This window comes from Microbacterium sp. FG3, assembly GCF_057809335.1.
The window spans coordinates 1-22,704 of sequence record NZ_JBMDJT010000035.1 but is presented as its reverse complement, the minus strand read 5'-3'; the positions used below and the strand labels follow the sequence as shown (position 1 = coordinate 22,704).

The following is a 22,704-nucleotide window of genomic DNA, read 5'->3' as shown; positions in this document are numbered from 1 at the left end:
GCTCAGGCGAGCAGCTCCCGGAAGTCGTCCGCCGTCAGGGCCGCGGCGCCGGAGACGTCGTCCGATCCGAGCACGTCCTCGAAGAGGCGTCGCTTGCGGCCCTGCAGCTCGACGACCTTCTGCTCGATCGTGCCGGCGGCGATGAGCCGGTAGACCATGACGGGCCGGTCCTGGCCGATCCGGTGCGTGCGGTCCACCGCCTGCGCCTCGGCCGCCGGGTTCCACCATGGGTCCAGCAGCACGCAGTAGTCGGCGGCCGTGAGGTTCAGGCCCACGCCGCCGGCCTTCAGCGAGACGAAGAACACGGGCACCTCGCCGCCGACGAAGCGGTCGATCATGGCGGACCGGCGACGCGGGGACGTCGATCCGTCGAGGTACGCGTACGGCACGCCGCGCTCCTCGGCGACCGTCGCGGCGAGCCCGAGGAACTCGGTGAACTGGCTGAACACGAGCACGCGATGCCCCTCGGCCACGACCTCGTCGATCAGCGCGCCGAGCGCCTCGAGCTTGGCCGAGGGCCCGGCCGCGCCGGCGAACGAGGGGTCGAGCGCGTGGCGGCGCAGGGTCGTGAGCGCGGCGAGGATCTGCACGCGGTTGCGGCTCACGTCGTCGAGCAGCCCCAGCAGCTTCTGCTGCTCGCGCCGGAACCGCTTCTCGTACGCCCTGCGGTGCTCGGGGTGCAGCACGACCTCGAGCGTCTGCTCGGTCTTGGGCGGCAGCTCGGGCGCGACGGTCTCCTTCGTGCGGCGCAGCAGGAAGGGACGGATCCGCGAGCGCAGGCGGGCGAGGCGGCCGCGGTCGTTCTCGCGCTCGATCGTGCGCTGGTACTCCTCGCGGAAGTGCGCGCGCGTTCCGAACAGCCCCGGCGCGACGAGCGTGGCGAGCGCGAACAGCTCGAGCAGGTCGTTCTCCATCGGCGTGCCGGTGAGGGCGAACTTCGTCGGCGCGTCGAGCAGCCGCGCGCACGCGTAGCCGCGCGACGCGGAGTTCTTGATCTGCTGCGCCTCGTCGAACATCGCCACGCGGAACCCGAGGGCCTGGAACTGCTCGATGTCGAGCCGGAAGATCGCGTAGCTCGTCACGACGAGCCGGGCGTCCCCCGCGGCGTCGGCCACGGTCGTGCCGCGCTTGGCGGCCGTCTCGGTCAGCGCGACGGCGCCCAGCTCGGGCGCGAAGCGCCGGGCCTCGGCGAGCCAGTGCCCCACGACGCTCGTGGGCGTGACGACGAGGAACCGCGCGTCCGGCTCGTCGAGGCGGGCCTGGTCGAGCGCGGCGAGCGCCTGCACCGTCTTGCCGAGGCCCATGTCGTCGGCGAGCACGCCGCCCAGCCGGTGCCGGCGCAGGAAGTCGAGCCAGCTGAACCCGGCGCGCTGGTAGTCGCGCAGCTCGGCGCCGAACGACGGCGGCGGATCGCGCGGCTCGACGCGCGCGTCGCCGAGCGCGCGCAGGGCGTCGAACCACTCGCTGCGCTGCGCCTCGACGATGCCGAGCTCCGACAGCTCGCCCCACAGGTCGACCTGGTGGCGGCTGATCCGCACCGTCTCCGACGTCTCGTCGGCGAGCGCCCGCGCCTCGGCGAGGATGTCGCGCAGCCGCGCGAACAGCGGGCTCGTGAGGGGGAAGACCGTGCCGCTCAGCAGCGTGAAGTACGTCTGCCCGCGCGAGAGCGCGGTCAGCAGCGCGCCCGTGCTCACCGGCTCGCCCTGGATCGTGACGACGATCCGCAGCTCGAACCAGTCGTTCCCGCTCGGATCGGCGCCGATCCGCACCCGCGGATCCTCCGTCGCGAAGCTGTATCGCGGCAGCTCGTCGTGCGCCTCGACGCGCAGCCGCTCGACGGATCCGAGCGCCGGCAGCACGGAGGCGAGGAACTCGATCGTCTCGTCGCGGCCGAGGTCGCGCGAGACGAACGGCTCCTCGCGCCCGCGCTCGCCCAGCAGGTGCGCGAAGCGGCCGGCGGCGGCCGCCACCTCGTCGAGGATGCGCCGCTCGGCCTCGGGCAGCCGGGGCGCGTTGTCGTCGTACTCCCATTCCCAGTAGAGCCGCGCCACGGGGTGGGCGTGCCGGATCGCGAGCACGAGCGTGGGCAGCGCCGGCTCGGGCACGTCGAACGATCCGTCGCTCGAGACGAGCGGTGCCACGGCGCGCAGCGCCGGGAGGTAGTCGCGCACGAAGCCCTCGATGCCCGCGGCGGGCACCGACACCCGTCCGGTGCGCTGCAGCCGGTCGAACTCGGCGCCCACCGGCCGCTCCAGCGGCACGAGCGCGGCCACGCGGCCCTCCGCCACGCGGGCCATCGCCACCGTCGGCGCGCCGAGCGGCAGCATCCGCTCGCCCGGCTCGCCGCCCAGCGCCGGCTCCACCCAGAGCCGGCCGCGCACCGCGCGCAGGTCGAGCGCCGCCGCGATCGCCTCGCGCTCCAGCCCCACCGCGCGCTGCAGCCGCTCGTCCGCCACGAACGGCACCCCGGCCTCGTGCGCCTCGCGGAGCAGCGCCCAGAGCCCGCGCGACGGCACGGCGTCGAGCCGGATCCACTCCGGGCTGCCCCAGCCGCCGTAGTACGTGCGGTGCCCGCGGCTCGGCCGCAGCCGCGCCCCGACCGCCGCGAAGTTCTCGCGCGAGGCGTGCAGCGCGCGCAGGTCGACCAGCGCCCGGGTGCCCCGGTCCGCCGCCCCGCGCTCATCGATCGCCTCCCACGAGACGCCCGAGCGGATCCACGATCCGCTGCGGCCGCGCACGGCGGGGCGGATCGCGACGCCCTCCCCGGGCGGATCGCCCTGCTCGGCCGGGCGCACGGCGAACAGCAGCGCCAGCTCGGGCTCGTCGCTCTCGGCCGCGGGCTCCAGGATGCCCCGTAGCGCGCGCTCCCACGGCTCGATCCCGCCCCTCGGGCGAGCAGTCTCGGCGCCCGCGCGGGCCGCGATCCGGCCCACGCCGAACGGCTCGTCGCCCTCGGCGAGCGCGTACAGCGCCGCGGCGGCGTGCGGGCAGCCGCCGGCCCCGTCGTCCGCGCACCAGCAGCGCACGAGCCCCTCGCCTGCCGCGTCGAACTCCGCCTCGACCTCGACGCTCGCGGTTCCCACCGCCACGAGCGCGCCCGAGAAGTCCCGCCCGGTCTCGATCCGAAGGATCCGGATCGGCACCCGATCCGCGAGCATCCGCCCCGCCTCGGCATCCCCGGGCGCGCACAGCTCCCCCACGGCGGCGGGCGTCAGCACGAACGAGGGCACCCGCCGAGCCTACGGACCCCCACCCCCATTCCCGGACGCCGGGGACCGGGATCAGTCGAGCAGCAGCGCGGGCTCCTCGAGCACGGCCGCGATGTCGGCGAGGAAGCGGCTGATCTTGTCGCCGTCGACGATGCGGTGGTCGAACGATCCCGACACCGTCGTCACCCACGCCGGGCGCACCTCGCCGTCGACCACCCAGGGCTTCTGCCGGATCGCGCCCATCGCGACGATGCCCGCCTCGCCCGGGTTGATGATCGGTGTGCCGGCGTCCATCCCGAACACGCCGATGTTCGTGATCGTGATGGTGCCGCCCTGCTGGTCCTCGGGGCGGGTCTTGCCCTCGCGCGCGGTCTGCGTGAGGTTCTGCAGCGCGACGGCGAGCTCGCGCGTCGACATCGCGTGCGCGTCCTTGATGTTGGGCACGAGCAGGCCGCGCGGAGTCGCGGCCGCGATGCCCAGGTTCACGTAGCCGCGCACCTGGATCTCGGCGCCGTCCTCGGTCTCGATCCACGCCGAGTTGATCTCGGGCGTGCGCTGCACGGCCCACATCAGCGCCTTGGCGAAGACGAGCAGCGGCGAGATGCGCACGTCGGCGAACTGCGGCTGCTGCTTGAGCCGCTGCACGAACTCCATGGTGCGGCTGGCGTTGACGTCGGTCCACACCGAGACGTGCGGGGCCGTGTACGCGGATCCGACGATCGCGTTGGCGGTCGCCTTGCGCACGCCCTTGACGGGGATCGCCTCGTAGCGGTCGTCGGCGGGGCGCGGGGGCGTCGCCCGCGGCGGGGCGGGGATGCGTCGCTCGCGCTCCTCGGGCCACTGCGGCGTCTCGAGGTTGCGGAACACCTTGGCCTGCTCGGCGTGCCGCAGCACGTCGTCGCGCGTCACCTCGCCGGCGGCTCCCGTTGCGGTCACGTCCGACAGCTCGATGCCGAGGTCGCGCGCGAGCTTGCGGATGGGCGGCTTGGCGACCACGCCCACGGCGGCCGCCACCGTCTTCTCGCGCGGCGCCTTGCGCCGGCGGGTCTGCACCTCGCCGCCCGTGCCGTAGCCCACGAGCACCGAGCCGCCGGCGTCCGACGCCCCGGTGGAAGACTCGGCGGCCGGCGCCTGCGGCGCCTCGGGCGCGGGCACGTCCGACTCGCCCGACACGGCCAGGATCGGCGTGCCGACGGCGACGGTCTCGCCCTCCGCCACGAGCAGCTCCGACACCGTGCCGGCGAACGGCGAGGGCAACTCCACGAGCGACTTGGCCGTCTCGATCTCGGCGACCACGTCGTTCACCGCCACGGCGTCGCCCGGCTTCACGTGCCACTGCACGATCTCGGCCTCGGTCAGTCCCTCGCCGACGTCGGGCAGGTTGTAGGTCTGCATCGGGATCCTCCTAGTAGGCCAGCGCGCGGTCGACGGCCTCGAGCACGCGGTCCGCGTCGGGCAGGTACGACCCCTCCAGCTTGGCCGGGGGGAAGGGCACGTCGAAGCCCGAGACGCGCAGCACGGGCGCCTCGAGCGAGTAGAACGCCCGCTCGGTCACGGTCGCGGCGATCTCGCTGCCCACGCTCGCGAAGCCCTGCGCCTCCTGCGCCACGACCATGCGGCCCGTGGCGCGCACCGAGTCGAGCAGGGGGCCGTAGTCGACCGGCGAGAGCGAGCGCAGGTCGATCACCTCGCAGCTCGTGCCCTCGGCCTCAGCGAGCACGGCCGCCTGCAGCAACGTGGTCACCATGGCGCCGTGGCCCACGAGCGTCACGTCGGTGCCCTTGCGCACCACGCGGCTGCCGTGCAGCGGCATGGCGCGCTCGCCCAGATCCACCTCGCCCTTGTGCCAGTACCGCGACTTGGGCTCCATGAAGATCACCGGATCGTTCGACGCGATCGCGTCCTGGATCATCCAGTACGCGTCGTTCGGCGTCGACGGGCTCACGACCCGCAGGCCCGGCGTGTGGGCGAAGTACGCCTCCGGGCTCTCCTGGTGGTGCTCCACGGCGCCGATGTGCCCGCCGTACGGGATGCGGATGACGACGGGCAGCGACAGCGCGCCCTCGTGCCGGTTGGTGAGCTTGGCCAGCTGCGTGGTGATCTGGTCGAAGGCGGGGAAGACGAACCCGTCGAACTGGATCTCGACCACGGGGCGGAAGCCGCCCATCGCCAAGCCGATCGCCGTGCCGACGATGCCGGACTCGGCCAGGGGCGTGTCGAGCACGCGGCGGTCGCCGAACGATGCCAGCAGGCCCTCCGTGACGCGGAACACGCCGCCGAGGCGGCCGATGTCCTCGCCCATCATGAGCACGCGGTCGCTGTCGGCCATGGCCTTGCGCAGGCCGGCGTTCAGCGCCTTGCCGAACGTCATCACCTCGACGGTCACTCGCCTGCCTCCTCGAACGACGCCTCGTACTCGGCCAGCCACGCGGCCTGCTCCCGCATGAGCGGGTGCGGCTCGGAGTACACGTGGGCGAACATCGACTCCGGGGCCGGGCCCTCCAGCTGCAGCGTCCGCACGCGCACGTCCTCCGCATAGGCGGCCGCGTCGGCGTCCACGCCCGCGAAGAACGCGTCCGAGGCGCCGCGCGCGCGCAGGTAGGTGCGCATCCGCTCGATCGGATCGCGCTGCGCCCAGCGCTGCTCCTCGTCGCTCGTGCGGTACTTCGTCGGATCGTCGCTCGTCGTGTGCGCACCCATCCGGTACGTGACCGCCTCGATCGCGCGCGGCCCAGCTCCGGAGCGCGCCTCGTCGAGCGCGAGCTTCGTCACGGCGTAGCCGGCGAGCACGTCGTTGCCGTCGATCCGGATGCTCTCCATGCCGTACCCGCGGGCCCGATCCGCCAGCGGCACGGGCGACTGCGTCGACACGGGCACCGAGATGGCCCACTGGTTGTTCTGCAGGAAGAAGACCTGCGGCGCGCGGTAGCTGTTGGCGAAGACCATGGCCTCGTGCACGTCGCCCTGGCTCGAGGCGCCGTCGCCGTAGTAGACCATCACGGCCTCATCGGTCTCGGGGTCGCCCGTGCCGGCCTTGCCGTCGAAGCTCAGGCCCATCGCGAAGCCCGTGGCGTGCAGGGTCTGCGAGCCGAGCACGAGCGTGTAGAGGCGGGTGCGGCCGTTCTTCGGGTCGGTGGGGTCCCAGCCGCCGTGGCTCACGCCGCGCATGAGCTTGATGATGTCGACGGGATCGACGCCGCGGATCGTGCACACGACGTGCTCGCGGTACGAGGGGAAGATGTGGTCCTGCGGGCGCGCGGCGCGGGCCGACCCCACCTGCGCGGCCTCCTGCCCCTGCGAGGGCGGCCACAGCGCGAGCTGTCCCTGCCGCTGCAGCAGCGTGGCCTGCCGGTCGAATGCGCGCACCACCGCCATGTCGCGGTAGAACGTCTCGAGCGTGCCGTCGTCGAGCGCATCGATCACCGGCAGGTAGCGCTCCGCCGCCTCGGTGGGCGCGATCGCGCCGTCAGCGCCGAGAATGCGCACCAGGCCGTCGTCCGTCTCATTCCACGCCGAAGTCACCGTTCCACGCTAGGGCCGCCCCGGCGGATCGGCGGTGCGGCACTCCCGACAACGCCTTCGCGAATCCGATGGCGGGATCCCACAGTTGTATGCGGCGCCGCGAATGCCCGGCGGGAATAGGGTCGTCGAATGGGCGTCACCGAGATCTACCGCGCCGCGCGCGACCACCTGCTCAGCCTGGCGGGCGATCACGCCGCCGCCAGCGAGTTCCGCTGGCCCGACCTGGGCGACGAGTTCAACTGGGCGGTCGACTGGTTCGACCGCATCGCCGAGGGCAACGACACCCCCGCGCTCGTCATCGTGGAGGAGGACGGATCGTCGCTCGAGCGCTCCTTCGCCGAGCTGTCGCGCGACTCGGACGTGCTCGCCGCCTGGCTCGCGGAGCAGGGCGTGCGCGCGGGCGACCCCGTGATGCTCATGCTCGGCAACCAGGTGGAGATGTGGGAGTCGATGCTCGCGCTCATGAAGCTCGGCGCCGTCATCCTGCCCACCACCGTCGCGATCGGTGCCGGCGACCTCGCCGACCGCGTGACGCGCGGCGACGTGCGCGCCGTCATCTGCAACGCCGCCGACACGGGCAAGTTCGAGGATCTGAGCGGGTTCGCGCGCTTCAGCGTGGGCGCGGCCGACGGCTGGACCGATCTGCACGAGGCCGCCGAGCGGCCGTGGGCGCCGCTGCCGCACCCGCGCACGAGGACGACCGATCCGCTGCTGCGCTACTTCACGTCGGGCACGACGTCGAAGCCCAAGCTCGTCGAGCATTCGCAGGTGTCGTATCCCGTCGGCCACCTGTCGACGATGTACTGGATCGGCGTGCGCCCCGGCGACACGCACCTGAACATCTCGTCGCCCGGCTGGGGCAAGCACGCCTGGAGCAGCTTCTTCGCCCCGTGGATCGCCGAGGCGACGATCTTCGTCTACAACTACGCGCGCTTCGACGCCGCGGCCCTGCTGGCCGAGCTGCGCCGCCGCGAGGTGAACACGTTCTGCGGCCCGCCCACCGTGTGGCGCATGCTCATCGGCGCCGACCTCGGCGAGCGCCCGCCGGCGCTGCGCGAGCTGCTCTCGGCGGGCGAGCCCCTGAACCCCGAGGTCATCTCGCGCGTGGAGCGGGCGTGGGGGCTGACGATCCGCGACGGCTTCGGGCAGACCGAGACCACGGCGCAGATCGGCAACACTCCCGGGTCGCCGCTCAAGCCCGGATCGATGGGCCGCCCCCTGCCGGGCTACCCCGTCGTGCTGCTCGACAGCGAGACGGGCCAGCCCATCGAGGGCGTCGGCGAGGGCGAGCTCGGCCTCGACCTGTCGCGACCGGTGCTGTCGCTCATGACCGGCTACTGGGGCGACCCCGATCGCACGGCGGCGGCGACGCGCGACGGCTACTACCGCACGGGCGACGTGGCGGCGCGGGACGAGGACGGCTACATCACCTACATCGGCCGCACCGACGACGTCTTCAAGGCCAGCGACTACAAGATCAGCCCGTTCGAGCTCGAGTCGGTGCTCATCGCGCACCCCGCGGTCTCCGAGGCGGCCGTCGTTCCGGCGCCCGACCCTGTGCGCCTCGCCGTGCCGAAGGCGTACATCGCCCTCGCGCCGGGGCGCGAGCCGAGCGCGGAGGTGGCCGAGAGCATCCTGCGCCACTGCCGCGAGAACCTCGCGCCCTACCTGCGGGTGCGCCGCGTGGAGTTCTTCGAGCTGCCGAAGACGATCTCGGGCAAGATCCGCCGCGTCGAGCTGCGGGCGCGCGAGGAGCACCCCGACACCGACTTCTCGGCCGAGTACCGCGAGGAGCACTTCCCCGGCCTGCGGCGCCGCTGAGGCGTCCGCTGCCGAACGCGCCGGGTGCCCGAGCGCGTCAGCGCAGGGAGCGTGCCACGTCGAGGACCGGCGCGAGCGACTCCTCCTCGCCGACCGAGATGCGCACGCCCTCCGGGAAGGGCCGCACGATGAGCCCGGCGTCGTCGAACGCGCGCGCCACGGCGGGGTCGGCGGTCGGCAGCCACACGAAGTTCGCCTGCGAGTCGGGCACGTCCCAGCCGGCGGCGCGCAGGCCGGAGACGAGCCGGTCTCGCCGCTCCGCGATCACGGCGACGCGCTCGGCGATCTCGGCCTCGTGCCGCAGGCTGGCGACGGCCGCCGCCTCGGCCTGCGCCGTGACGGAGAGCGGGATGAGGGTCGCGCGCGCCGCGTCGAGCACGCGCGGGTGCCCGATCGCGTAGCCGACGCGCAGCGCCGCGAGTCCGTACGCCTTCGAGAACGTGCGCAGCACGACGACGTTCGGGTGCCGCTCGAACACCCGCTCCCCCAGACCGTCGACGGCCGCGTCGTCGGTGACGAACTCGGCGTACGCCTCGTCGAGCAGGATCAGCACCTCGCTCGGCACGCGCGCGACGAAGTCCGCGAACTGCGCGCTCGTGATGACGGGACCGGTCGGGTTGTTGGGCGTGCACAGCAGGATGCAGCGCGTGCGCTCGGTCACGGCGGCTGCCATGGCGTCGAGGTCGTGCCCGCCGTCGGCGCGGTTCGGCACCTCCACGCCGGTCGCCCCCGCCACGAGCACGAGGCCCGGGTAGGCCTCGAACGAGCGCCACGCGTAGAGCACCTCGTCGCCGGACGAGGCGGCGGCCTGGATGAACGCCGCCAGCAGCGAGACGCTGCCGGCGCCCACGAGAACCTGCCCGGGGTCCACCCCGTGCTTCGCCCCCAGCGCCTCCCGCAGGCGCGCCGCGGTCGCGTCGGGGTAGCGGTTGAGCGTCGCCTCGGCCCGCACGGCCTCGACCACCCCGGGCAGCGGCTCGAACGGGTTCTCGTTGCTCGAGAGCTTGAACCCGCCCGCTCCGGCGGCCCGCCCTTGCTTGTAGGGCGGCAGCGCCGCGATCTCGGGCCGGATGCGGGGGAGGACGGGCTCGCTGGTCACCCGACGATCCTATGGCGGCGCCCGCGGTGGGCAGATCTGCCCAGATATGTCCGCCGGCGGCCGCGCCCCTGGGCGCTACCGTTCCTCCAGTACTTCAACCGCTTGAACGACGCCACGATCCGGCTCAACGCCGGCGCCCAGCTCGCCGTCTGGCCCGTCCTCGGCTCGCAGTTCGCCGGCATGGCCGGCGCCGACTACCGGATCGTCCTGCCGCTCGTGCTCGTCGCGTGCCTCCTCGCGCTGGCGAGCCTGGCGATCGGCCTGCCCCTCTTCTTCCGCGCGAACCGGCGCCTGCTGCGGGAGCTGGCCGACGCGTCCGGCGCCTACGTCGCGCGGGGCGTCGAGGGCGAGTTCGCTCCCGCGCGGGTCGTGCGCAGCAGGTCGGCCGCGGGCGTGCCCGGATTCCTGGCCGGCTACCCCACCCCCGTGGAGCCCACGGCCCGCATCATGGTGCTGCACGCGCTGGCCGCGCAGGGCCCGCGCCGGGTGCTCGCGCTCGTGCCCGCGTCGTGGCAGCCGCACCTGCCCAATCGCGCCCTCGCCGCCGTGCGCCTCGCCTCCCCCGACACCGACGTCGCCGTGCTGGACGGCCGGGTCGACGCCGCCACGCTCGGGCAGATCGCGGCCGATCCCCGCTGGCGGGCGTCGCTGCCCCACGGTCCCATCGGCCGCGAGCTCGGATGGATCGGCGCCGCGGCGGTCCTCGGCCTGGCTGTCGGATTCGGGGTGCCGATGATCGTGAACGCGCTGATCGGCTGACGGAGCGGCGCCTGCCGTCAGCGGCGCCTGCCGGCGCGTGCGGGAGCCGCGGCTCCCGCCACACGGCGCGCGATGCCAGACTGGGGCCATGCGCTTCCTCATCCGCTCGATCGTGAACGGCTTCGGCATCTGGGTGCTCACCCTGATCCCGTTCCTGCAGATCACCGTCACGGCGTTCCCGCCGGCCGACGACCTGCAGCTGGTGCTCACGCTCGCGCTGCTGGGCGCGCTGTTCGGCCTCGTGAACACCGTGATCGGCACGATCATCAAGATCGTCGCGTTCCCGCTGTTCGTGCTCACGCTGGGGCTCATCTCGCTGCTGCTCAACGGCGTGCTGCTCATGATCACCGCCTGGATCACGAGCTTCTGGGGCTGGGGCCTGTCGACGGGCGACTTCTGGCCGGCGGTGCTCGCCGGCATCCTGCTGAGCATCATCAACTGGGTGTTCGGGATCGTGCTGCGGCCCCAGGCGAAGAAGGGCCGCTGACGCCGCCACGGCTCATTCCTCCTCGATCCGGGTCGCGCTGTACTCGGTGACGTCGACGTCGACCGCTCCGTCGAGCGCGGCGAGCGCCTCGCGCACGGCCCCGACGCGGGGATCGTCGCTCGCGTCGACCATGGCGGCGGTCTCGGCGTAGGCGTCGAGCCGGTGCGCCGGCACCGTGTACTCCTCGCTCCCGATCGACGGATCGAACAGGCGCTCCACGACGAGGCTGTCGGGCGATCCGGCCCCCGCCGCCATGCCGCCGCTCGCCAGCAGGGCGACCGGATCGTCGGTGTGGCGCACCGCGACCGCGAGGGTGCCCGGCTCGGTCTGCGCGTCGACCGGCGAGCCGAAGCCGATGTTCGTGGCCACCTCGTAGCCGCCCTCCACCGCCAGCCGCGCGCCGATCATCGCGCCCTGGCTGAAGCCGGCGATGTGCAGCACATCGCCGGGCTGCGCCCCCGCACGCTCGAGCGCCTCCTGTGTGGCCTGGAACGAGGCCGAGCGCTCGCCGCCGTACAGCTCGACGTTGGAGCGCCAGTCCCACGCGTCGTCGTCGCCGCCGTGCGTGCCGGCGAGGTACACCGCGAACTGGCGCGACCCGTCCGGCATCGTGTACCTCTCCACGCGCACCCGGGCGTCGCCGCCGGACGGGATCCGCCGCGCCACCTCCTCGAGCCCGGTGGGGGCGACCGCGGCGCCCACGCTCGTCACCCGCACCCGCACCGGCTCCGCCGCACCGGTCAGGCGTGCGCCGGCCGGCACGACGCCGAGCCCGAGCGCGGGCACGTGCATGCGCAGGAACATCGGCAGCAGCATCAGCACAGACAGGAGCGTCCCCCGCAGCCCGTGGAGAATCGGCTCCAACGGGATGGCGTACCCCGGCGGCGGCGGTGCGGACCTCCACTGCCGCTCGAACTCCACGCCGACCTCGGCGCGCCACTGCGCCAGCAGCGCGTCGGCCTGCGCCAGCGCGGCGGGATCCGCCGACTCCATCGCCGCGATCCGCTCCTCGATCCCGCGGAGCTCGCGCTCCGCCGCCGGCCCCTCCCCCGGCCACTGCCGCATCAGCTCCGCGAGCACGCGCAGCTCCACCAGCTCGTAGGCGTCGGCCACCGTGCGGATTCGGCTCGCGAGGTCGTGGAGGCCGGGGCCCACCCGGGCGATCCGGTCCTGCAGCGCGGGGACATCCCAGTACGTCGGGCTCAGCAGGGCGAGCTCCCGCATCCTCCAGGCCGCGTCGTCGGCCTCGGCGGCCGCGGAGTCGACCCAGCCGCGCGCCTCGTCCACGCGGGCCGCCAGCTCGCGCAGCTCGCCGGGGTCGACGGCGATCGCTCCTCCCGCACGGATCTCGAGGGTCATCGCGCCTCCTATCCCGCCGCGGCGCGCAGCCCGGCTGCCACCTTGTCGCACGCCACGGCCGCGTCCAAGGCGGCGCCCGCCCGCTCCTCCAGCTCGGCCTGCGCGGCGTCGCCGGCCGGCGACTCCCACATCGCGCTGCGTCGCGCGGCGCGGATGATCATCGCCGCCGTGGTCAGGTCGTCGGAGGCCCGCCGCAGCGACGCGCACATCGCCTCCACCACCTCGTCGATCTGCGTCGCGCTCGTCATGCCTCCACGATCCGCGATGGCGGCCGCCGGCGGGGCGCGCGAGCGGCGGATGTGGACGGCTCCCGCGCCTTCGCACGCTGTGAGCGAGCGGACGCCGCGCCCGATGCGCGGCCGGCCTTGGGACGACGGGGGTCGCACCGCCAGAATGGCCGCATGCCCTCGGATGCCTTCCGCGTCGTCTTCGTGTGCACCGGCAACATCTGCCGGTCGCCCATGGCGGAGGTCGTGTTCCGGCACCTGGCGACCGCCGCGGGCCTCGGCGACCGGGTCGTCTCCGCGAGCGCGGGCACCGGCGACTGGCACGTCGGCGAGCGCGCCGACGCCCGCACGATCGAGGCGCTGCGGCGACGCGGCTACGACGGATCGCTGCACCGGGCCAGGCAGTTCGCCGCGAGCGACTTCCGCGACAACGACCTGGTCGTGGCGCTGGATCGCACGCACGAGCGGATCCTGACCAGCTGGGCGCGCACCGACGAGGACCGCGACAAGATCGCGCTGCTGCTCTCGTTCGACCCGGAGGCGGAGGGCCGGGACGTGCCCGATCCGTACTACGACGACGACGCGGCCTTCGACGAGGTGCTCGGTATGATCGAACGATCCGGTCGGGCGCTGTTTCGTCAGCTGGAGCCCGCCCTTCGTCCGCGATCCTGAGGACTCCCGTGAGCGATTTCCCGCCCCAGCCCCTGAGCCCGCTCGACGGCCGCTACCGCGCCGCGGTGTCGCCGCTCGCCGACTACCTCTCCGAGGCCGGCCTGAACCGCGCCCGCGTCGAGGTCGAGGTGGAGTGGATCCTGTCCCTCACCGACCACGCGCTGTTCGGCACCCGGCCGCTGCCGCTGGAGACTAAGCAGCAGCTGCGCGCGCTGTACCTGACGTTCGGCCAGGACGCGATCGACTGGCTCGCCGAGAAGGAGTCGGTCACCCGCCACGACGTGAAGGCCGTCGAGTACCTCGTGCGCGACCGCCTGTCGCAGCTGGGGCTGGACGACATCGCCGAGCTGACCCACTTCGGCTGCACGAGCGAGGACATCAACTCGCTCGCCTACGCCCTCACGGTCAAGCGCGCCGTCACGCGCGTGTGGCTGCCGAAGCTCAAGGAGGTCGCCGCGCGGCTGCGCGGCCTGGCCCTCGAGCACGCCGACGCCGCGATGCTCTCGCGCACCCACGGCCAGCCGGCCACGCCCACCACCATGGGCAAGGAGCTCGGGGTGTTCGTCTGGCGACTCGAGCGCGTGATCCGCCGCCTCGAGCAGACCGAGTACCTCGGCAAGTTCTCGGGCGCGACCGGCACCTGGTCGGCGCACCTCGCCGCCGCGCCCGAGGTGGCATGGCCCAACATCGCGCGCGAGTTCGTCGAGCGCCTGGGCCTGACGTTCAACCCCGTCACGACGCAGATCGAATCGCACGACTGGCAGGTCGAGCTCTACGACGCCGCCAAGCACGCCGGCGGCATCCTGCACAACCTCGCGCAGGACATCTGGACGTACATCTCGCTCGGCTACTTCGCCCAGATCCCCGTGGCCGGCGCGACCGGATCGTCGACGATGCCGCACAAGATCAACCCGATCCGCTTCGAGAACGCCGAGGCGAACCTCGAGATCGCGGGCGGCCTGTTCACCACGCTCGCGCAGACACTCGTCACGTCGCGGCTGCAGCGCGACCTCACCGACTCCACGACGCAGCGCAACATCGGCGTCGCGTTCGGACACTCCCTGCTCGCGCTCGACAACCTGTTGCGCGGCCTCGGCGAGATCTCGCTCTCGCGCGACGTGCTGCTGGCCGACCTCGACACCAACTGGGAGGTGCTCGGCGAGGCGATCCAGACGGTCGTGCGCGCCGAGGTGGTCGCCGGGCGCTCGCAGATCACCGATCCGTACGCGCTGCTCAAGGAGCTCACGCGCGGTCGCCGCGTCGGGCCCGCGGACCTCGCGGAGTTCGTGAGGGGCCTCGACATCGGCGACGAGGCCAAGCAGCGCCTGCTCGCCCTCACCCCCGCGACCTACACGGGCCTCGCCGAGCAGGTCACCCGCACCTACCTCTGACGAGGGCAGTCCTCCCCATCCCGCTCCCGGTCCGTCCGCCCCTAGCATCGATGCGGACGGATCTGGAGGGAACAAGATGACCGGTCTCGTGGATATCGACTTCGGCGTCATGCGTCGCGCCTCGGCAACGCTCTCCTCTGCGGCGGGCGACCTGGAGGACGCGGCATCGCGTGCACGGCAGGCGGACGTCTCCACCTCGGCCTTCGGGCTCATGAACCTCCCGTTCGGCAGCGCGCTGCCCCCGCTGTCCGAGCTCGTCGAGGCGCTGATCTCGACGGGGGCGGCGGCCTGCGTGACGCTCGCGAGCGACGTCGACGCCGCTCGCCAGGCGTTCGAGGACGTCGATGCCGATTCCGGCGCGCGCTACACGGCCGCCGAGGCCGACCTCGCCGGGCAGAAGGCCCTCCAGTGACGGCGGCCGCGGCCACCGCGATCCGGAACGGGTCGTGGGCGCAGGGCGGGACGGCCGCGTTCCGAACGGACTTCAGCAGCCCCGGCGGTGTCGCCGCGACGATCGTGGGGTTCGCCCTCGAGTACGTGGCTCCGCTGAACGAGTGGCTCGACGATCTGGTCGGCGACGAGGGCCAGGTGCGGGCGTTCGCCGACGACTGGCGCCGCGCAGCGAACATCATCGACGCCGTGGAACAGGACCTCCACGCGGCAGACAACCGCCTCGACGTGCTCGAGGGCCGCACGGCGCGCGCGATGAGGAAGCGGTTCGACGAGCTCCGGTCGCGCCTGGAGCTGACGTCCGAGAGCACCTCGGCCATCGCCGAGGCGCTCGAGCTCGCGTCGCAGATCGTCACGATGGTCCACGACGCGGTCGTCGGGGCGCTCTCGGAGCTGGCGGGTCTCGTCGGAGACCTGTTCGGCTTCGAGCTGAGCCTGCACTCCCTCGACCCGTTCGACCGGGTCGAGAAGCTCCAGAAGCTCACGGACCGCGCCTGGTACTTCATCGAGATGTGCGGGGCGCTCATCCAGCGGATGTTCGACGCCTTCACGCAGCTCATCGCGCTGATCCAGGCGCTGTGGCCGCTGCTGCTCGAGGCGCTGAAGGTCCTGCGCGAGATCGCCGCCGAAGCGGCGCCGTACATCGGCGCCTCGCTGGGGGCGACGCTCGGCGCCGTCGGCGGCTTCGGCCTCGGCGGCATCCCCGGCGCCATCGCCGGAGGCCTCGGTGGCGGGGCTGCCGGTTGGGCCCTGGGCGGCGGCGCCTCGACGCTTCTGCAGAACGACGCGCGCGTCACCGAGGTCCACCCCGATGACCTCACGATGGAACAGTACGACTACTACCTCAAGGCGCAGGAGGTCGATCGGCTCGGGTCCCTCGCCGATCTCGTCCAGCAGAACACCTACACCGACGGCATGGGCGGCTCGGAGCAGTCGGTCGTCGACGTCAAGAAGATCCGGGTCGGCGACGAGTACCGCTGGGTCGTGTCGCTGCCGTCGACGCAGGACTGGAACATCCCGACGGACGCAGGGGCCACGAACGACCTCAACTCCAACGTCGCGCTGATGACCATGGACAATGAGCTGCTGCGCACGCAGTACGAGCGCGCGGTGTACCAGGCGATGCAGGACGCCGGCGTGCCCGACGGCGCCGAGGTCGTGTGGACGGGCTTCAGCCAGGGCGGCATCATGGCGGCCAACCTGGCCGAGAACTCGCCGTATTCCACGGTCGGCGTCGTGACGAACGGCTCCCCGACCGGCACCTTCGACCTCGATCCCGACATCCCCGTCTACTCCTTCCAGCACGCGACGGATCCCGTCCCCCATCTGGACACGGTCATCGGAGCGAACGGCTCGTCCCCCCACCCGAACCACCACACGATCACGCTGCCGAACCCGACGTCCAATCCGGTCGACGTGATGGAGATCCACAAGAACGACAACTATGCGCAGAGCGTGGCCGCGTGGGAGACTCAGATGCAGGACGACCCGTCGTACCAGGAGTTCCTGGGACTCGTATCGGGTGAGGTCGTCGACCACCAGCAGCACCGTTGGAACGAGTGACGTGCGCAGAGGCTATAGAATCGCAGCGGCGATCGCGGGGGCTGCCGCACTGGCGGCGACGCTCGTCGGATGCGCCGCGGGAAGTGCGGATCGGCTCCCGGCCGCGCTGGAGGAGGCCGACGATCGCGTGACCGCGGTCGAGACATCCACGGGGTACGAGGGCTTCGCGCAGTACCTGTCCGTCGGGGTCGACATCGACGACGACTCGATGACCGAGGCGCAGCTGCGCGCCATGCTCACCGTCATCGCCGACAACGCCGGGTCGGGATTCGAGCGGATCTCGCTGGGCGTGCGCGACGGCCGCCGGCCGGGCGTGCACGAGGGGTACATCGACCTGGGCGGGCTCGCCGAGCAGCTGGGCCTCCCGCTCGCCGACGACGACACCTCCATCCTCATCAAGATCATGTGGGACGATCTCGTTGCCGCGCGCGCGGGGTGGGAGTGAGCATGACGGACCCGCTCGCCGGCTTCGCCGAGATCCTGGAGAGCTCATGACCGACCCCCTCAGCGGCCTCGCGGCGGCGCGCGAGCGCGTGCAGCAGCAGATGGACCAGGCTCGGCGCCGGCAGGAGGCGATTCACCGCCTGTCGCGGGAGATCGAAGACGCCACCGCCCGCGCCAGCTCTCCGCGCGGCGAGGTGACGGTCGTCGCGACGGCGAAGGGCGCCGTATCGGCCGTCGAGCTCGGCGGCGCCGCGATGGATCTCGCCCCGCAGGCGCTCGGCGAACTCCTCACGAGCACCATCCGCGCGGCGCAGAAGGCGGCGGCGGAGCAGGCGCTCGCGCTCACCGAGAACACGCTCGGCAACGGCGCCTTCACCGCCGAGCTGCGCGCCGACATCGAGCAACGCTACGGCGACGACGGGCCCGAGCCCGACGACTACCTCTCCCGCTTCACCGCCCGCTGACCGCGGCGGTTCTCGAGGCTCAGTCCTGCGCGCGCAGCGCCTCGTCCTCGAGCAGCCCGAGGTCGTCGCGGGTGACGAGGTTCGACGACACCGCGTACTCGACCAGGCGCGCGCGGCGGTTCGTCGCCAGCTTGCCGGGGCCGCCGCGCAGCCCCTGCACGCCCATGCGGTCGAGCTTGTCGCAGACGTTGTCGAGCTTGCGGTTGAACTTGCTCATCGTCCAGCCGAGGCGCTGTGCGGCGGCCGTGCTCGACGGCAGCTCGCTCATGCTCACGCCGTCGCGACGCAGCATCGGCTCGGCCAGCGCGACGATGAGCAGCTTCTGCAGCGGGGTGAAGCTCACCGGCATCACGGTGGTCTCCCCGCTGACCTGGTTCTGGATCGACGACGAGACCGCGAAGGGCGCCTCGTCGGCGTGCAGGTTGAGCTCGTAGGTCGTGGGACCGGCCGTGAAGACCACGACGCTCTCGGCGAAGACGATCGGCATGCGCGCGCCGGGCGAGAGCCACGACTGCACGGCGCCGCCCGCGCTCGAGACCGTCGCCGACAGGCGAGATCCCACGTTCGCGAGCCACCAGAGCCCGTCGTAGAACGAGATCTCCAGGAAGATGCGGTGCAGGTACTGGTTGTCGTCCACCTCGAGGTCGCCCTCGCGACCGATCGTGAACTGCTGATCGGGCGCCAGCTCGTGCCATTCGCCCGCGAACTCCACGCGCAGCTTCTTGGTCGAGCTCATCCCCGAAGGAATGGTCGATTCCTCGATAGCCCCAGTGTCATGTGCCATGAAAGCCCCTGTCCCCCGCGCAGGATACTGGCCGCGCGATCCATGGGCATTCTAGGGGAGATGTGGGGACCGTTGGGGATCAGGATCCGTCTTCGCCGCGAGTGCCCTCGTCGGCGGCCCGATTCTTCGGCTCACCGCGCAGCAGAACGGGCCCGTCGACCGGCCGCTCCACGTCGGCGGGATCGATCGCCAGCAGCAGCAGCGAGAGGATCAGCAGCACGGCGATGAACGACACGCCCGCGACGATCCCCGCGACCGCCCATGCCCGCAGCACGTCCTCGCCGGGGATCGCCTGCCAGGCTCCCATCGCCATCGCGGTGACGAGGCCGGCGAACGCCGCGGCGACGAACGCGATCCCCACCAGCTGCACGGGGCGCATGAGTTCGCGGCGTCGGCTCTTGTCGGTCACTGCGGGTCCTTCGGGGTCGGGGCGGAAGAGGTCGAGGTGCTCTCGCGGGCGTCCACCGGCGCCGCCGCCGGCCCGCTCTCGGCGCGCGGCGAGAGGCCGGCGATCCCGAGCCAGACGGCCACGATGGCGGCGTAGCCGCCGAGCAGGCCCACGGCGATGATCGTGCCGGTGAGGGTGAACGAGCGGCCGGCCTCCTCGATGAAGTAGTCGAGGCGGTAGCCCGCGGGCACGAGGAGCACGGCCAGGGCCAGCACGAGGCCGAGCACGCCGACGACGATCGTGTCGCGCGCCGTCTCGCGGCGGGCGCGGCGATCCACGAGCCCGATGACGAGCTCCACGAGGCCGGCGAGCAGACCCCAGGCGATGAGCACGGCGAACAGCATCGTGGTGCTGCGCAGCTGCGGCAGGCCGCTCACGACGCCGGCGACGAGGTAGACGGCCGCGAGCAGCACGAACCGGCCGCGCTGGCCCTGCGGCTGCACGAGCCACACCGCGAGCCCCAGCACGGCGGCGGTGGCCACGGCGAAGCCGCCGAACACCGCCAGGCCGACCTCGGCCGAGTGGTCGGGCGAGAACGTGATCATCACGGCGACGATCGCCGCGAGGACGGCGCGCAGCAACTGCACGTGCCGGGCCGTCATAGTCACCGGATCATCCTATTCCGGCCACCTGGGAGAACGATTCGGCGCGAGGGGCGGCACCGCACGGCTACAACGGCGCCCGACGCGCGCGCAAGGCGTTGCGCCGCGGCGGCGGCGCGGCAAGGCTCGGAGCATGCAGAACCGACGCGCGGCACCCCCGGCGCGCCGACCGAGGCCGTGGCTCCGTGCCGCGATCCTGCTCGCGGCGACCCTCGCCCTCCCCGCCTGCGGGCTCAGCATCCCCTCCGATCCGGACGGCACGCTCGACCGCGTGAGCGGCGGCACGCTGCGGGCGGGAGCGTCCGCGGATCCGAGGCTCGTCGAGGTGCGCGGCGGCGAGCCGGAGGGGCCCCTCGTGGACCTCGTCGAGGAGTTCGCCGATCGGATCGACGCGGACACCGAGTGGACGGTGGCGAGCGAGGAGAGCCTCGTGACCGGCCTCGAGGAGGGGCGGCTCGACCTCGCGGTCGGCGGCTTCACCGATGCGACGCCGTGGTCGGATCGGGTCGGCCTCACGCGCGGCTACCCCGGCATCCCGGGCGCGGACGGGCGGCCCATCGCCGTGCTCGTGCCCCTGGGCGAGAACGCCATGCTCGCCGAGCTCGAGGCCTTCCTCGACGAGGAGGTCGGATCGTGACCCGATTCGGGCGCACCGATCTGCCGGAGCGCGAGCGGGCCGCGCTGCGCAGCGCCGTGCGCTGGGAGCTGTTCACGATCGGCTACACGCTCGTGACGATCACGCTCGTCGCGTTCGTCGTCGGCAACTCGCAGGCGATGAAGACCGCCTGGATCGAGGACATGCTCTCGCTGCTGCCGCAGCTCGCCTTCCTCGTCGCGCTGCTGTTCGTGCGCCGGCGCCCGTCGAAGGCGCATCCCTACGGCCGGCATCGCGCGATGGGCGTCGGGCACCTCGTGGCGGGCGTGGCCCTGCTGGCCGTCGGCGCGAACCTCGCGGTCGAGGCGGTCGTCGGCCTCATCGCCGCCGAGCACCCCACGATCGGCACGGTCCGGCTGTTCGGCGAGACCGTGTGGCTCGGCTGGCTCATGGTGTGCGTCATGGCGCTCATCGTGATCGGGCCGCTGTTCTACGGGCGCGCGAAGGCGAGGCTCGCCCCCGTGCTGCACAACAAGCTGCTCTACGCCGACGCCGACATGGCGCGCGCCGACTGGCACACGAACGCCGCATCGATCGTCGGCGTGCTGGGCGTGGGGGCCGGCGTCTGGTGGCTGGACGGCGCGGCGGCCCTGTTCATCTCGCTCGGCATCATCTGGGACGGCGTGCGCAACACGCGCGCCGCGATCACCGACCTCATGGATCGGCGCGCGCGCACGTACGACGACGGCGAGCCGCATCCGCTCATCGCCGAGACGGTCGGCTACCTGCGGTCGCTGCCGTGGGTGGCGCGGGCGGCCGTGCGGATGCGCGACCAGGGCCAGGTGTTCCACGTCGAGGCCTTCGTCGTGCCGCGGCGGGGCCGGGTGACGATCCGGCAGCTGCGCGACGCGTCGGACGGCGTCGCGCAGCTGGACTGGAAGATGCAGGACGTGGTCGTCGTGCCGGTCGATCGGCTCCCCGAGGAGGCCGACCGCAGCACCTGACGCGGCGGGCGGGCACATAGGCTGGACGTCCCCCGATCGAGGAGCCCATGTTCGACAGCCCGCTCTCGAGGTCGGCGTATGAGGTGCTCGGCGTCGACCCCTCCGCCGACGTCGACGCGCTCCGCCGGGCCTTCCGCCTGCGCCTGCGCCAGACCCACCCCGACGCCGGGGGCGAGGCCGCGGAGTTCATCGACGTGCAGCGCGCGTGGGAGCTCGTCGGCACGGAGGAGGCACGCGTCGCCTACGATCGCGGCCACGGGTTCGTCGGCGACTCCGACTGGCGCGGCTGGAGCGCGCCGCCCGCGCCGCGCGACTCCCGCCTCCGCTACCGTGTGCGAAAGGCCCGGAACCTCGGTCCGGGCCTTTCGCCGTTCCCGGGGGACGCTCACTCGCGGCACAGATCCCGGATCGCGGCGGTGATGCTGTGCCGGGAGCCGGTCGGGCGGGCCTCGCCGAGGTGCGTGCCGGCGAAGCACTCCCAGCCGTCGCCGATGGCGCAGACGTAGCCCTTGACGGTGCCGTCGAGCACGATCTGGTAGCAGTCCAGGCCGACGGGGACGATCGTCGCCTCCGGGGCACGGCCCAGCGCGGGGTGGCCGGAGGACATCGGCGCGTAGGCGCCGGCGCTGCGTCGAGCGGGGGTGGGATCTGCGGTCAACGTCATCGTCTGTCCTGCCTTTCGGCCAGTGGATGGTGCTCTGACCAGCATCCCGATCGCGACGGCGGAACCGGAATCGGCGAGGGAGGGTTGACGATCGTATGCCTGCCGGGCTATACGCGACGGCGCCCCGGATCGCAGGGATCCAGGGCGCCGTCGAGCGGTGCGTCAGGCGTAGTCGTAGAAGCCCTTGCCGACGCCGCGGCCGAGGCGGCCGGTGTCGATGTAGTCCTTCTTGATGCGCTCGGCGAACTCGCGCTGGACCGGGTCGGCGCTGTCCTTGTTGAGGTTGTAGGGCGTGACCATGCCCACCACGTCGAAGATCTGGAACGGGCCCAGGGGAGCGCCGGTCGCCTTGCGCCAGGTGAGGTCGATCGTCTCGATGTCGGCGACCCCCTTCACCCAGAGGGCGGCGGCGGCTCCGAGCAGGGGGACGAGGAGCGAGTTGAGCACGTAGCCCGGCTGCTCCTTCTTGACCCGGATCGCGACCATGCCGATCTCCTCGGCGAACTGGGCCACCTGCTCGAACACGGCGGGGTCGGTCTGGGACTGCGCCATGACCTCGCCGGTGTTGTTCTTCCACACCTCGTTGGCGAAGTGCAGGGCGAGGAACTTCGACGGGCGATCCGTCGCGCTGACGATGTCGCTCGGCAGCAGCGTGGACGAGTTGGTGCAGAAGATCGTCTTCTCGGGAGCGACGGCCGAGACCTTCGCCCACGTGTCGCGCTTGATGTCGAGGCGCTCGGGCACGGCCTCGATGATGATGTCGGCGTCCGACACGGCATCGGCCAGGTCGCTCGTCGCCCGGATGCGCGCCACGGCGGCGTCGAGCTTCTCCGGCGTCGCGTCGGGCAGGTCGCGCAGGTACAGCGGCTTGAGGTACTCCCAGCGCTCGGGCAGCTTGGCGAGGATCTCATCGCTGATGTCGTACGCGACGACGGTCTTGCCGAAGTACGCGGCCTGGAAGATGATCTGCGATCCCAGCACACCCGTGCCGAGAACGGTGAGGTTCTGCATGACTCCTTCTTTCTGAACAGTCACCAACCACTCTCCTCCCTGCATCGAAGGCACAGGATCGGACGGATGGGCGTGAGCGAACTGGTGACAGGTTCGGTTTAGGCCGCGAGTGTGAGCGGCTCGGCTAGC

The 22,704-nt window shown here is 72.5% G+C and carries 23 protein-coding genes and 1 pseudogene; 12 read left to right on the top strand and 12 right to left on the bottom strand.

The window, feature by feature from the left end; translation table 11 throughout:
- Positions 1-2: 2 nt before the first annotated feature.
- The 4 genes from ACODR5_RS11095 to ACODR5_RS11080 are packed head-to-tail and all read right to left on the bottom strand — an operon-like array spanning position 3 to position 6,731.
- Positions 3-3,230 (bottom strand): DEAD/DEAH box helicase, encoded by a 3,228-nt coding sequence (locus ACODR5_RS11095; protein WP_488983666.1) that lies wholly within the window; start codon positions 3,228-3,230, stop codon positions 3-5.
- Between the two features lie 51 nt (positions 3,231-3,281).
- Complete coding sequence (locus ACODR5_RS11090) at positions 3,282-4,610, bottom strand: dihydrolipoamide acetyltransferase family protein (RefSeq protein WP_449853132.1); 1,329 nt, start codon at positions 4,608-4,610, stop codon at positions 3,282-3,284.
- A gap of 4 nt (positions 4,611-4,614) precedes the next feature.
- Positions 4,615-5,580 (bottom strand): alpha-ketoacid dehydrogenase subunit beta, encoded by a 966-nt coding sequence (locus tag ACODR5_RS11085; RefSeq protein ID WP_449853131.1) that lies wholly within the window; start codon positions 5,578-5,580, stop codon positions 4,615-4,617.
- 11 nt (positions 5,581-5,591) lie between these two features.
- Positions 5,592-6,731, bottom strand: a complete 1,140-nt coding sequence (locus ACODR5_RS11080; protein WP_488983665.1) for a thiamine pyrophosphate-dependent dehydrogenase E1 component subunit alpha — start codon at positions 6,729-6,731, stop codon at positions 5,592-5,594.
- Between the two features lie 129 nt (positions 6,732-6,860).
- On the opposite strand from ACODR5_RS11080, the gene ACODR5_RS11075 reads away from it, so the two are divergent.
- Positions 6,861-8,552, top strand: coding sequence for an AMP-binding protein (locus tag ACODR5_RS11075; RefSeq protein WP_488983664.1), 1,692 nt, complete (start codon positions 6,861-6,863; stop codon positions 8,550-8,552).
- 37 nt (positions 8,553-8,589) lie between these two features.
- Here the strand turns inward: ACODR5_RS11075 and ACODR5_RS11070 are convergent, their stop codons facing one another.
- Positions 8,590-9,651 (bottom strand): histidinol-phosphate transaminase, encoded by a 1,062-nt coding sequence (locus tag ACODR5_RS11070; protein WP_460817583.1) that lies wholly within the window; start codon positions 9,649-9,651, stop codon positions 8,590-8,592.
- A gap of 102 nt (positions 9,652-9,753) precedes the next feature.
- On the opposite strand from ACODR5_RS11070, the gene ACODR5_RS11065 reads away from it, so the two are divergent.
- The gene (locus ACODR5_RS11065; RefSeq protein ID WP_488983663.1) at positions 9,754-10,410 is read left to right on the top strand and encodes a hypothetical protein; all 657 of its coding nucleotides are present in this window, start codon (positions 9,754-9,756) and stop codon (positions 10,408-10,410) included.
- Positions 10,411-10,498: 88 nt separating this feature from the next.
- Positions 10,499-10,897 (top strand): phage holin family protein, encoded by a 399-nt coding sequence (locus ACODR5_RS11060; RefSeq protein WP_449853085.1) that lies wholly within the window; start codon positions 10,499-10,501, stop codon positions 10,895-10,897.
- 12 nt (positions 10,898-10,909) lie between these two features.
- Here the strand turns inward: ACODR5_RS11060 and ACODR5_RS11055 are convergent, their stop codons facing one another.
- Together ACODR5_RS11055 and ACODR5_RS11050 are read right to left on the bottom strand one after the other, a co-directional pair.
- Positions 10,910-12,256, bottom strand: a complete 1,347-nt coding sequence (locus tag ACODR5_RS11055) for a hypothetical protein (RefSeq protein ID WP_488983662.1) — start codon at positions 12,254-12,256, stop codon at positions 10,910-10,912.
- Between the two features lie 8 nt (positions 12,257-12,264).
- A complete protein-coding gene (locus ACODR5_RS11050; protein WP_488983661.1) occupies positions 12,265-12,504 on the bottom strand; it encodes a hypothetical protein in 240 nt (79 codons plus the stop codon).
- Positions 12,505-12,657: 153 nt separating this feature from the next.
- Here ACODR5_RS11050 and ACODR5_RS11045 point away from each other — a divergent pair, with 153 nt between their 5' ends.
- The 6 genes from ACODR5_RS11045 to ACODR5_RS11020 all read left to right on the top strand — a co-directional run bounded on the left by ACODR5_RS11045 (position 12,658) and on the right by ACODR5_RS11020 (position 17,467).
- Positions 12,658-13,155 carry a low molecular weight protein-tyrosine-phosphatase gene (locus ACODR5_RS11045; protein ID WP_449853082.1) on the top strand — a complete coding sequence of 166 codons (498 nt, stop codon included), beginning with the start codon at positions 12,658-12,660 and terminating at the stop codon, positions 13,153-13,155.
- 8 nt (positions 13,156-13,163) lie between these two features.
- Positions 13,164-14,546: an adenylosuccinate lyase gene (purB, locus tag ACODR5_RS11040; RefSeq protein WP_460817579.1), complete on the top strand. Its 1,383-nt coding sequence runs from the start codon at positions 13,164-13,166 to the stop codon at positions 14,544-14,546.
- A 76-nt stretch (positions 14,547-14,622) separates the two neighbouring features.
- Positions 14,623-14,958: a type VII secretion target gene (locus ACODR5_RS11035; RefSeq protein ID WP_488983660.1), complete on the top strand. Its 336-nt coding sequence runs from the start codon at positions 14,623-14,625 to the stop codon at positions 14,956-14,958.
- Entirely contained in the window at positions 14,955-16,559 is a 1,605-nt protein-coding gene (locus ACODR5_RS11030) for a hypothetical protein (protein WP_488983659.1), read from the top strand. The genes ACODR5_RS11035 and ACODR5_RS11030 overlap by 4 nt, the downstream gene beginning before the upstream one ends.
- A gap of 127 nt (positions 16,560-16,686) precedes the next feature.
- Positions 16,687-17,004 carry a hypothetical protein gene (locus ACODR5_RS11025; RefSeq protein ID WP_449853078.1) on the top strand — a complete coding sequence of 106 codons (318 nt, stop codon included), beginning with the start codon at positions 16,687-16,689 and terminating at the stop codon, positions 17,002-17,004.
- A gap of 46 nt (positions 17,005-17,050) precedes the next feature.
- A complete protein-coding gene (locus tag ACODR5_RS11020; RefSeq protein WP_449853077.1) occupies positions 17,051-17,467 on the top strand; it encodes a YbaB/EbfC family nucleoid-associated protein in 417 nt (138 codons plus the stop codon).
- Positions 17,468-17,486: 19 nt separating this feature from the next.
- Here the strand turns inward: ACODR5_RS11020 and ACODR5_RS11015 are convergent, their stop codons facing one another.
- The 3 genes from ACODR5_RS11015 to ACODR5_RS11005 form a co-directional block, all read right to left on the bottom strand.
- Entirely contained in the window at positions 17,487-18,203 is a 717-nt protein-coding gene (locus ACODR5_RS11015) for an FHA domain-containing protein (protein WP_449853076.1), read from the bottom strand.
- Positions 18,204-18,330: 127 nt separating this feature from the next.
- On the bottom strand, positions 18,331-18,660 hold the full coding sequence (locus ACODR5_RS11010; protein ID WP_488983658.1) for an amino acid transporter: 330 nt from the start codon (positions 18,658-18,660) through the stop codon (positions 18,331-18,333).
- Positions 18,657-19,301 carry an acyl-CoA synthetase gene (locus ACODR5_RS11005; protein ID WP_488983674.1) on the bottom strand — a complete coding sequence of 215 codons (645 nt, stop codon included), beginning with the start codon at positions 19,299-19,301 and terminating at the stop codon, positions 18,657-18,659. The genes ACODR5_RS11010 and ACODR5_RS11005 overlap by 4 nt, the downstream gene beginning before the upstream one ends.
- Before the next feature lie 133 nt (positions 19,302-19,434).
- On the opposite strand from ACODR5_RS11005, the gene ACODR5_RS11000 reads away from it, so the two are divergent.
- The 3 genes and pseudogenes from ACODR5_RS11000 to ACODR5_RS10990 all read left to right on the top strand — a co-directional run.
- Positions 19,435-19,938: a transporter substrate-binding domain-containing protein gene (locus ACODR5_RS11000; protein ID WP_488983657.1), complete on the top strand. Its 504-nt coding sequence runs from the start codon at positions 19,435-19,437 to the stop codon at positions 19,936-19,938.
- On the top strand, positions 19,935-20,900 hold the full coding sequence (locus ACODR5_RS10995; RefSeq protein WP_488983656.1) for a cation efflux transmembrane domain-containing protein: 966 nt from the start codon (positions 19,935-19,937) through the stop codon (positions 20,898-20,900). The genes ACODR5_RS11000 and ACODR5_RS10995 overlap by 4 nt, the downstream gene beginning before the upstream one ends.
- Positions 20,901-20,947: 47 nt before the next feature.
- Positions 20,948-21,232, top strand: a pseudogene (locus tag ACODR5_RS10990) (DnaJ domain-containing protein); the annotation flags it as partial.
- A 53-nt stretch (positions 21,233-21,285) separates the two neighbouring features.
- Here the strand turns inward: ACODR5_RS10990 and ACODR5_RS10985 are convergent.
- Together ACODR5_RS10985 and ACODR5_RS10980 are read right to left on the bottom strand one after the other, a co-directional pair.
- Entirely contained in the window at positions 21,286-21,564 is a 279-nt protein-coding gene (locus ACODR5_RS10985) for a hypothetical protein (RefSeq protein WP_449853133.1), read from the bottom strand.
- 162 nt (positions 21,565-21,726) lie between these two features.
- On the bottom strand, positions 21,727-22,575 hold the full coding sequence (locus ACODR5_RS10980) for a 3-hydroxyacyl-CoA dehydrogenase (protein WP_449853072.1): 849 nt from the start codon (positions 22,573-22,575) through the stop codon (positions 21,727-21,729).
- Between the last annotated feature and the right edge of the window lie 129 nt (positions 22,576-22,704).

Excerpts from the sequence above, each read along its gene's own strand:
- ACODR5_RS10985 (WP_449853133.1), bottom strand. The coding sequence starts at position 21,564 with ATGACGTTGACCGCAGATCCCACCCCCGCTCGACGCAGCGCCGGCGCC.
- ACODR5_RS11000 (WP_488983657.1), top strand. The coding sequence starts at position 19,435 with ATGCAGAACCGACGCGCGGCACCCCCGGCGCGCCGACCGAGGCCGTGG.
- ACODR5_RS11085 (WP_449853131.1), bottom strand. The coding sequence starts at position 5,580 with ATGACGTTCGGCAAGGCGCTGAACGCCGGCCTGCGCAAGGCCATGGCC.
- ACODR5_RS11015 (WP_449853076.1), bottom strand. The coding sequence starts at position 18,203 with ATGAGCTCGACCAAGAAGCTGCGCGTGGAGTTCGCGGGCGAATGGCAC.
- ACODR5_RS11020 (WP_449853077.1), top strand. The coding sequence starts at position 17,051 with ATGACCGACCCCCTCAGCGGCCTCGCGGCGGCGCGCGAGCGCGTGCAG.
- ACODR5_RS11060 (WP_449853085.1), top strand. The coding sequence starts at position 10,499 with ATGCGCTTCCTCATCCGCTCGATCGTGAACGGCTTCGGCATCTGGGTG.
- ACODR5_RS11045 (WP_449853082.1), top strand. The coding sequence starts at position 12,658 with ATGCCCTCGGATGCCTTCCGCGTCGTCTTCGTGTGCACCGGCAACATC.
- ACODR5_RS11075 (WP_488983664.1), top strand. The coding sequence starts at position 6,861 with ATGGGCGTCACCGAGATCTACCGCGCCGCGCGCGACCACCTGCTCAGC.
- ACODR5_RS11055 (WP_488983662.1), bottom strand. The coding sequence starts at position 12,256 with ATGACCCTCGAGATCCGTGCGGGAGGAGCGATCGCCGTCGACCCCGGC.
- ACODR5_RS11050 (WP_488983661.1), bottom strand. The coding sequence starts at position 12,504 with ATGACGAGCGCGACGCAGATCGACGAGGTGGTGGAGGCGATGTGCGCG.
- ACODR5_RS11035 (WP_488983660.1), top strand. The coding sequence starts at position 14,623 with ATGACCGGTCTCGTGGATATCGACTTCGGCGTCATGCGTCGCGCCTCG.
- ACODR5_RS11005 (WP_488983674.1), bottom strand. The coding sequence starts at position 19,301 with ATGACGGCCCGGCACGTGCAGTTGCTGCGCGCCGTCCTCGCGGCGATC.
- ACODR5_RS10980 (WP_449853072.1), bottom strand. The coding sequence starts at position 22,575 with ATGCAGAACCTCACCGTTCTCGGCACGGGTGTGCTGGGATCGCAGATC.